This is a genomic window from Actinocrinis sp. (assembly GCF_035650855.1).
GTDB lineage: Bacteria > Actinomycetota > Actinomycetes > Streptomycetales > Catenulisporaceae > Actinocrinis.
The window spans coordinates 1-9193 of sequence record NZ_DASRGV010000006.1 but is presented as its reverse complement, the minus strand read 5'-3'; the positions used below and the strand labels follow the sequence as shown (position 1 = coordinate 9193).

Here is a 9193-nt window from a genome sequence, read left to right as displayed (position 1 = left end):
CCTCGGGCGCCTCGCTGCAGATGGTCGTCGGCGGCTACGTCGTCGCCTACGCCATGCTGCTGATCACCGGCGCGCGCCTAGGCGACCTGTTCGGCCGGCGGCGGATGTTCCAGACCGGCGTCATCGTGTTCACCCTCGCCTCACTCGGCTGCGGCTTCGCGCCGGACACCGCGCTGCTGATCGCGTTCCGGTTCATCCAGGGCGGTGGCGCGGCCGTCATGGTGCCGCAGATCATCAGCGTCATCCAGACCCTGTTCACCGGAGAGGCCCGCACGAAGGCCCTGTCTACCTACGGCGTCGTGCTGTGCAGCGGCGCAGTGGTCGGCATGGTGGTCGGCGGCGTGCTGGTGAGCGCGAACCTGTTCGGCTCGTCCTGGCGGCCGGTATTCCTGGTCAACGTGCCGATCGGCGTTCTGCTCGCGCTGGCGGTGCCGCGCTATGTGCCGGCCGACACTCCGGTGGCGAGCCGCAAACTCGACGTCGTGGGGCTGATCACCGCCACTGCCTCGGTGTTCCTGATCGTGCTGCCGCTGATCCTGGGCCACGAGGAGTCCTGGCCGGCCTGGACCTTTGTGTCCATCGTCGTCGGGGTGCTGCTGGCGGCGCTGTTCGTGCGGATCGAGCGCCGGGTGGCGGACTCCGGCGGCGACCCGCTCCTGGCGCTGGACGTGCTGCGCTCGAACGGCCTCGGGTCCGGAATCAGCACCCTGTTCTGCATGGCGCTGACCTACGGCGGCGTGCTGTTCATCGTCACCCTGCACCTGCAGGACGGCCTCGGATACAGCGCCCTTCGCACGGGCCTGACTTACATCGCCCTGTCCGGGACGACCGGGCTCGCCGCGTACTACTGGCGCCGCATCCCTGCGCGGCTTCAGCACTTGATCCCGCCGTCCGCGATGACGCTGTGCGTCCTCGGATACCTCGGCCTGGCCCTGGCGGTGCGCGGCGGCGGCGCCGGGACGCTGCTGTACGTCGCCCTAGCCTTCGCCGGAGTCGGACAGGGCTTGACGATGAGCCCTGTGATGGCGCTGTCCCTCGTCGACGTCCCGCTCAAGCGCGCCGGGGACGCCAGCGGACTGCTCACCACGACCCTGCAGCTCGGCTCCGTCACCGGGGTCGCTGTCTTCGGCAGCGTGTTCCTTTCCCTTGCCAGGCATAGCGGCCCGCACCCCTCGGCGTCCGCGCTGGCCGTCACCCTGACCGCGGGGCTCGCCACCACGGCGGTGGTCGGCACCTTCGCCGCGGCCTCGTTGTCGCGCGCCGTGGTGCAAGCACGACGCCGCGCGGCGATCGCCGCTCAGCCGGCAGCGCAGCCGAATAACGCATAAGCAGCCGATCGGCCGTCCAAGATCTAGCAGCAACACCCGAGAAAACGAGGAAGGCGATGTCTGACACCATCACGCTCTCAGCCGAGCAGGAGACCGCGTACGCGGTCGTGCGGCGCGCCATGCAGGCGTGGGCCGACAACGACGCCGATGCTTTCACCGACTGTTACGCCGATGACGCGTCCGTCGTACTGCCCGGCGGCGTCCTGCACCGAAGCCGCGACGAGATCCGCGCCTACATGGCCGCGGGTTTCGCCGGTCCGCTGAAGGGCACCGTCGGCGTGGACCAGCCCGAGGTCTTCAGCAAGGTCGGCAACGACGCCGCGATCGTGGTCAGCCTGAGCGGTTACCGCAACCCCGACGAGCCGGACGTCGCGCCCGAGCGCCTGCGCCGGGCGACCTGGGTGCTCGCCGAACGGGACGGCGCCTGGCAGGTCAAGGCATACCACAACTGCTCGATGGTCTGAGAGGGAGAACAAGATATGGTCCGCTACATGGTGCTTTTCGAGACGCCCGACGACCCGGAGGCGTTCGACCGGTACTACCGCGAACACCACATCCCGCTCATCAAGGCTCTGCCGCACCTGCGCAGCCTCAAGCTCAGCCGCGAGGTCTCTCCGGTGCGCGGCGAGCCCTACCACTTCATCTCGACGCTCGAGTTCGACGACATGGCCGCGCTCAAGGACTCCTTCGCCTCGCCCGAGGGCGGCGCGGCGGCGCGTGACGTGGCGAACCTCGCCGGTCCCGACAAGATCCGCAGCGTGATCTTCGAAACCGAGGACGTGGATCTGACGGCTTAACCCGTCACCGCTGCCAACGCGTGGGCCGACCCCGCCGGGGCCGGCCCACGCCGCTGTGTACGCCACCCGCCAATGCACCTGACCGTTCAGCGCGATCCGCCGGGCACGCAGGGAGAAGACCCCGATACGACCGGCTGCGACGCTGGACTCAGACCCTGGCCGCAGGCTTCCGCGACGGCGCGCAGCCGCCGGCCCGCGGCGCATTCCGACGCGCCGCCGCCGACCGCGGCCGGGCGAAGACTGTGCGGCCACAGTGCGGGAAAGGGAGGCCTACCTGCTATGACCGAGCTCATCGACCGACCGCGGCTGCCACAGGCGCCGCTGACCGACGAGCAGGCGGACTGGGTCGCACGCGTGGAGCGCGTGACACCCCTGCTCATGCAGACCCGGGACATCGCCGAACGCGACCGGCGGATGCCGGACGAGGTGTTCGAGGCGCTGCGCGAACTCGGCTTCACCCGGATGTGGATCTCCAAGGCGTTCGGCGGCGGCCAGGTCGGGATCACCACCGGCATGGCCGTGCTCGAGGAGTTGGCGCGCGTCGACGCATCGGTGGCCTGGCAGATCGGCGTCCAGGGCGCGATCGGGCGCCTTTCGGACTATCTGCCGGTTCAGTCCTCGTACGAGCTGTTCGCCGGCAGCAGCGGTTTTGTCGTCGGCGGGGTCAAACCCTCGGGCCGGGCCGAACCGGTGGCCGGCGGCTACTTGCTCAAGGGCGACTGGGCGATGGCGAGCGGCTCCGCGCACGCCGACTGGCTGCTGTGCACCGCGCTGGTCACCCACGGGGGCGTGCCCGTGGTGACTGAGACGGGACCCGACATCGCGATGCTCTTCGTCCCAGCCTCCAAAGCGGTGATCCGGGACACGTGGTACACCGTCGGGCTACGCGGTACCGGCAGCAACCACTACTCCGTCGACGAGCTTTTCGTCCCCGACGAACTGGGCGTTCGCAAGAGTCAGATGGGTGGCACGCCGCCACAGCGCCCCGAGCGCGGCTACCCGGTGAGCTACTTCGACTTCGGGCCGATGAGCACCGCGCCGGTCGCGCTCGGTATCGCCGCCGAGGCGCTGGAGGCGTTCAAGGAGATGGCCGCGGGCAAGGTCCCGGCCAGCGGCACCGTCGCGCTGGCCGACAGCGGCGTGGTGCAGGACCGGCTGGGCCGCGCCGAGATGATGGTGCACTCCTCCCGAGTCGTGCTCCACGATGCCGCCCGCATGTTGGAGTCCGGCGGCGGCAGCGGCGACGAGAGCGTCAGTGCTCTGATCCGGCTCGCGTCCGCCACCCTCGCCGAGAACGCGATGGCGGCCGTGGACACCGCATACACCCTTGCCGGGTCCACGTCGCTGTACGCCACCAGCCGGCTGGAGCGGTGCTTCCGGGATGTGCACTCGGTCACCAAGCATCTGGCGCTTTCCCACTCGCACTACGAAACCGTGGGGCAGTACCTGCTCGGCGGGCACCTTCAGGTGCGCAAATAGAAGTTCCACGGCAACGCGACGGCCGGGGTGCTTCCCGCCTCGACGGGAAGCACCCCGGCCGTCGATCCGAAGGACCGTCAGACTGTCGCGCCCTCACGCGGTCATACCGTCATACCGTGGCGAAGGTTTCGCAGACCGCTGCTATCTCATCCTGGAACCCGGCCGACGGTCGGCCCTTACCGGAGGCGAACAGCAGGGATTCCTCGTAGACTCCGTCGAACACCTCGCGGTACCGCTGCCGGGCCTCTTCCGGCGTGCCGTAGACCGTCAGCAGGTCCAGCATCCGATCCGGGATGGCAGCGGCCATCGCCGGGAAGTCCCGGCGCGCGGCCGCCTCGCCGACGGCGGCGACCTCGCGCTCGAAGCCGTGGAAGGCCACCAGCTCCGCGCAGGAGCGGCGGACGATGAAGACGGCGAGCTGCATCGCGGCCACGGCCCGGGCCCGCGCCGTCGTGTCGGCGATCGCGCAGATCGTCATGCCGGTGATCGGTACAGCGCCGCCCCGGCCCGTCCGCGCGGCGCCCTCGGCCAGCGTCGGCCGGATCACCTGCGCGACGAAATCGGGACTGGCCACCGGCATGCCGATCAGGCCGTCCGCCACCGCCCCGGCCACCCGCGTCATCGCCGACCGTCCACCGGCCAGCAGGATCGGCGGGCCCGAGCCGGCCAGCGGCGGCAGCGTCGGATCGGCCGGCAAGATGCACCGGTAGAAGGTCCCGTCATGCGCCACGGGCCGCTCGTGCACCGCCCAGATCTCGCGGATCAGCGTGACGAGTTCCGCCAGCCGCGCCGCGGGCCGCGGTTCGTCCAGACCGTGCCACTCGGCGACGACCTGCGGATTGCCCGGGCCGAGCCCGAGGCTCACCCGGCCGGGCGCGAGCTGGTCGAGCGAGCGGAAGTCGGTGGCGACGGTGACCGGCGTGCGGCCGAACGCCCACGCGATCGACGATCCGAGCCGGACCCGGCTCGTGGCACCGGCCAGCGCCGCGAGCGTCACCACCGCCGAGCGGTCGTAGAACTCGCTCGACCACAGCGCCGGCAGGCCGTGGCGTTCGGCGGCGGCTGCGGCCGCCACGAGCAGGGGCACGGTGCCGGCCTGGACGGCCAGTCCCGGCGGCGTCTTGAATGCCTCGGGCATCGCAGACTCCTCAGCGAGCTGTAGGGGAAAACAGGGCGATTCCCCGCGAGCGTAGGCGGACGGGGTGGGCCGCGACTTCTCCCAAGCTGCGCGGACGGCGCGCCGCGCGGTCACCGTCCGGCGCCCGTCAAGCGCGTCGGGCGCCGCATCCGCTGCCGCGGCTCGATTTCTTCGAGCCGACCCGTCGGCGACCGATGAATACCGGGTGCGGGCGCGGTAGGTGTCTGCGGCAGTGCGCGCATCGGCGTGGGTTCGCTTCGCCGCGGACGCGGTGTGCAGCAGCGGAAACCCGACTTTCACCTCGGGCGAGCGGCTGGCGGGCCTGCGCCGGTAGCGGACCGCGAGTGGAGGTCTACGGATCGTCAGGTGGGCAATGACGGAGAAGCTGGAGATTCGCCAGAGCCCTGATACTCAGACGCGTGCGGAGCTATTGCGCGCAGCGCACCGAGTAGTCGTGGCTCATGCCTGCGCGCAGGGATCTTTCGGGCATCCCAGGGGGGCCTCGCACGGTCGGCCGATCGTCGACGTCGCAGAACGGTGCGGGGACGCGGGGAACGCTGAGCCGGCGCGTCGCCGCCTGACACGGGAGATGCCGAAAACGATGGACTTGACCCAGCTCGCCATTGAGCACGCCATTGCCACGATGTGGATCCGGTACAACGAGCCGTTGTCGCTGGACGAGATCGCGGACACCGCGATCCTTAGTAAGTTCTACTTCTCCCGGGTCTTCCGGTCGATGACGGGAACCTCGCCCGGCCGCTTCCTGTCCGCGATCCGCCTGTTCAAGGCCAAAAACCTGCTGCTGCAGACCCCGATGAGCGTCACCGACATCGCCTACATGGTCGGCTACAACAGCCTGGGCACCTTCACCAGCCGGTTCAGCCGCAGCGTCGGCGCCTCGCCGGGCCGGTACCGGGCCAAGTCGATGATGGGCGGGCACTCGCTGGCTGGCCGCGCTCGGCCGCTGGTCACCGGCCGGGTCGGCGAGGTCAGCGGGACCGTGGAAGTCCCGGAGGAGGGCGGCCCGACCCGGACCTATGTCGGACTGTTCTCCAGCCCGGTGATCGAGGGCGTGCCGGTGGCCTGCGCCGTCCTCGACGGCTCCGGCCCCTACACGCTGACCGGTGTGCCGCGGGGGACCTGGTACGTCCGCGCTGCCGCGGTCGGCGTGGGGGAAGTGGACCCGCGGCCGTGGGCCCGGCGCCCGCGGTTCCTCGGGGCCGGCGACGAGGTCACCGTGCAGCCGCACACCACTATCGTGAAGCAGGACATCTGCCTGCGCCGTGCCACGGTCCTGGACCTGCCGATCCTGTTGGCGCTGCCAGAGCTCGACAACTGGGGCGTGCCCGGCTGCCGGCGTATTCCCGTCGGCGCCACGGCAGGCCGACGCTGAATTCCGGTACCGCTTGGCATTGAAGCTCCGTGAGCGGTTTCGATCCGCACTGAACCGAGAACCGCTTCCGAACACCCGCGCCGGCCCGGCTAAGACGCCCCCTGCGTATCAGTCTTCCGCGACTTCAGGCTCGTCCGGCGGGAAGAAGGGACCCCAGGAGAACACCCGGAGCCACGGTTCCGGGTCCGCCGACCAGTCCAGCCGCCGGATCTCACGCAGCGTCAGCTGACCGACCAGCGAACGGTACAAGTCCATGGGCTTGGCCTCCACCGACACGGCAGGCTCTCCGTGGCCGACGATCCAGGTCGCGCCGTCCGTGACGAACCGGATGGCCGGCAGCGCCAGCCTGCCCACCACCGCGCCGGCCCCGCCGACCACCACGTCGAAGGAGGCCGGCATCGCCGGATGGCAGCCAGGCTCCGGGGAGCCGAGCGTGCGCCGGGCGTAGAGCTCGTGCGTGAAGCTGTCCATCACCAGCAGCGCGCCGGCCTGGCCGTGCGCGCTGCGTAGGGCGCGCTCCACCACACTTCCGCTGCGCTCCCACTCCTCCAGCAGCTCGGGCAGGCTGAGCTGATCGGGCCGCGCCGTCTCCGGCGTGGTCCGCAGGCGTCCGGTGAGGACCGCTTCCGCCCTGTGGCAGTTCGCCGTGAGGTGGCGTACGAGGTCTAACATGTCGATCCCGTGGCAGGCCCACACCAGCAGTCCCGCGGCATCCGGACGGTCGCCCAGCAGGCGTATCAGACTACGTCGACTGTGATTGAGTGCCACGTAATGTGGCACCGTGGGCCACGTCGACGTCTTGTGGAAGGCGACGAGATTCGGCTCGGCCACGCTGCTGGTCCATTCCCTGGTTGAGGGCGCTCCCGTACTGCGCGGTGGTGTGGGAGCGCGCTCGTTCCGTCTACTTCGGATAGTAGTTTTACGCCGTCCCGCTGACGAGACGCTTACCGCTGGCGAGTCACCCGCCGAGGCGGGACCGGCCCGGCGTCTCAGGAGGCTGATTGTATGAGGATGCCGACCCGGCGGGCGGCGCGAGGTTGAAGGCGCGCGCCGGCGGATTCTCTGCTTTGGCGAAAGCCTGTGCCTCCCGGTCGAGAACGGTGAAGCCGTGTCGGCTGCGGCACGGCGGCGGTCGCGGCCGGCCGCGGATCACGACAGAGCAAGAGAAATGATGAAGTCCGCGTGGCGCGGCGGGTTCTCTCAACGTGCCCAGTGTTCGGCAATCGCGGAGAAGACGCAGGCGGGAGGCGTCGCCAACCTGCGCTAAGGCGTTATCGCCAGCCTTTCCGCATAACAGGATTTGAGATAACCGTTACCTGGAGCCGCTTGTGACAAAACTTCCCGGATCGGGCGCACGGGACTTTCCGTCTCAGGCTGCTGCCTCGCGCCTGCGCTCGAGGATCCCGATGATCCGGGGCCGCAGTTCGGAGGCTTGGATGACGGCGTCGACCGAGCCGACTTCGACAGCGCGCCGGATGTCGTGTACGTGGTCGAACTCGGCGGCCACTTCGCTGAGCTTCTCCGCGCGCACGCTCGCGCGCAGCTCGTCCAGCTCCGCGGTCAGTGCGGCGCGTTCGGCGCCGGTGGCGGCGGTGATGCGGGTCTCCAGCTCGCGTAGGCGCGGGTCGTTGGCGGTGCGGGTGTTGACCTCGCCGGAGAAGACCACGGCGGCGGCGGGGGCGCCGCCGAGCACGGAGGCGAAGGAGCCGTCGATGGCGAGCACGGTCATGTTCGGGTTCAGGGCTTTGGAGAAGACCACGAACGCGCCGCCGTGGTAGCGGGAGATCACGCAGAACACGATCGGGCCGCGGAAGTTGACGATCGCGCGGCCGATCTCCGCGCCGTACTCCAGTTGGAGCTTGCGCATGGATTCGGGGGAGCCGTCGAAGCCGGAGAGGTTGGCCAGCACCACCAGCGGCCGGTTGCCGCTGGCGGCGTTGATCGCGCGGGCCGCCTTCTTGGAGGACTGGGGGAAGAGGGTGCCGGCGGTGTAGGTGTCGGGTCCGTCGGTGGGCGGGAAGCCGCGGCGCGGCACCGGCCGCGACTCGATGCCCAGCAGGCAGGCCGGCATGCCGCCCAGGTGTACGTCCTGCACCGCGGCGGTGTCCGCGTCGGCCATGCCGGCCCAGCGTTCGAGCACCAGGTGGTCCTGGTCGGCCAGGGCGCGCATGACGGTGCGGATGTCGAAGGCCTTCTTGCGGTCCGGGTTCGCGGTCGCGGAGAAGATCTGTCCGACGGTGGTGAAGTCGCTGCCCTCGACGGCGTGCGGGTAGCTGGAGACGTCGCGGTCGAACGGGTCGCTGGTGGTCGCGCGCCGCGGGCCCGGTTCGCCGGGGGCCACATAGGTGTGCTCGTAGTGCGCCATGAGCACATCGCGCGCGGCGGTCAGGTTCGGCGCCCAGTACTGGGCTTGGCCGTTGGGGCCCATGACGCGGTCGTAGCCGCCGATGCCGAAGTTGTCCTCGGCTGAGACGCCGCCGGAGAAGTCCAGGGAGTGTTTGCCGGTCAGCACCATCGCGGAGTCGGGGGTCATCACCAGGATGCCCTTGGTGTGCATGAGCATCGTGGCTTCGGCGTTCCAGTAGGGCTGCGCGCCGACGTTGATGCCGGCCACCACGATGTTGATCTCGCCGCCGTCCTGGGTGAACTGCACGATGCGCTTGAGCGCGGCGGCGACCCAGTCCATGTTCTCGGTGCCGGACTGCATCGAGATGCGGGCTCCGGCCGACAGCGCGTACCACTCCAGCGGCACCCGCATGCGCTCGGCCAGGTCCAGGGCCGCGATCACGCGCCGGCACTCGGGCTCGGAGAGCGCGCCGAGCGACTTGGTCGGGTCCCCCAGCAGCGCGACCCGGGTGACGCCCTCGGGGTGCAGCTGGGTCGGCGTGGTGACCACGCCGGCGACGATCGCCGCCTTGTTCAGCCCCTTCGGCCGGTCCACCGGGACCAGTTCGTGGGCGTCATCGAGGTCGTACTCGGCGAACCTGCCGAGCATCGCGGTCAGCTCGTACGGGTAGACCGTGTTGCGACTGGCCGCACGCAGCACCTTCTGCCGGTA

At 70.1% G+C, this 9193-nt stretch carries 8 protein-coding genes; 5 read left to right on the top strand and 3 right to left on the bottom strand.

All coding sequences use genetic code 11. From position 1 onward, the window contains the following. The 4 genes from VFB40_RS00675 to VFB40_RS00660 all read left to right on the top strand — a co-directional run. A partial coding sequence (locus VFB40_RS00675) for an MFS transporter (protein ID WP_324847265.1) occupies nucleotides 1-1328 on the top strand: 1328 nt, incomplete at its 5' end. Between the two features lie 56 nt (nucleotides 1329-1384). Beyond that, the gene (locus VFB40_RS00670; RefSeq protein WP_324847264.1) at nucleotides 1385-1792 is read left to right on the top strand and encodes an SgcJ/EcaC family oxidoreductase; all 408 of its coding nucleotides are present in this window, start codon (nucleotides 1385-1387) and stop codon (nucleotides 1790-1792) included. A 27-nt stretch (nucleotides 1793-1819) separates the two neighbouring features. Further along, nucleotides 1820-2125 carry an EthD family reductase gene (locus VFB40_RS00665; RefSeq protein ID WP_324847263.1) on the top strand — a complete coding sequence of 102 codons (306 nt, stop codon included), beginning with the start codon at nucleotides 1820-1822 and terminating at the stop codon, nucleotides 2123-2125. A gap of 279 nt (nucleotides 2126-2404) precedes the next feature. Continuing rightward, nucleotides 2405-3604, top strand: coding sequence for an acyl-CoA dehydrogenase family protein (locus VFB40_RS00660; protein WP_324847262.1), 1200 nt, complete (start codon nucleotides 2405-2407; stop codon nucleotides 3602-3604). Between the two features lie 109 nt (nucleotides 3605-3713). Here the strand turns inward: VFB40_RS00660 and VFB40_RS00655 are convergent, their stop codons facing one another. After that, nucleotides 3714-4742, bottom strand: a complete 1029-nt coding sequence (locus VFB40_RS00655) for an LLM class flavin-dependent oxidoreductase (RefSeq protein WP_324847261.1) — start codon at nucleotides 4740-4742, stop codon at nucleotides 3714-3716. Nucleotides 4743-5343: 601 nt separating this feature from the next. Between VFB40_RS00655 and VFB40_RS00650 the strand changes: the two genes are divergently transcribed. Further along, nucleotides 5344-6135 (top strand): helix-turn-helix transcriptional regulator, encoded by a 792-nt coding sequence (locus tag VFB40_RS00650; protein WP_324847260.1) that lies wholly within the window; start codon nucleotides 5344-5346, stop codon nucleotides 6133-6135. Nucleotides 6136-6243: 108 nt separating this feature from the next. Here VFB40_RS00650 and VFB40_RS00645 read toward each other — a convergent pair whose 3' ends face one another. Both VFB40_RS00645 and VFB40_RS00640 read right to left on the bottom strand, forming a co-directional pair. Beyond that, entirely contained in the window at nucleotides 6244-6966 is a 723-nt protein-coding gene (locus VFB40_RS00645; protein WP_324847259.1) for a maleylpyruvate isomerase mycothiol-dependent enzyme family protein, read from the bottom strand. Nucleotides 6967-7504: 538 nt separating this feature from the next. Continuing rightward, a partial coding sequence (locus tag VFB40_RS00640) for a carboxyl transferase domain-containing protein (protein WP_324847258.1) occupies nucleotides 7505-9193 on the bottom strand: 1689 nt, incomplete at its 5' end.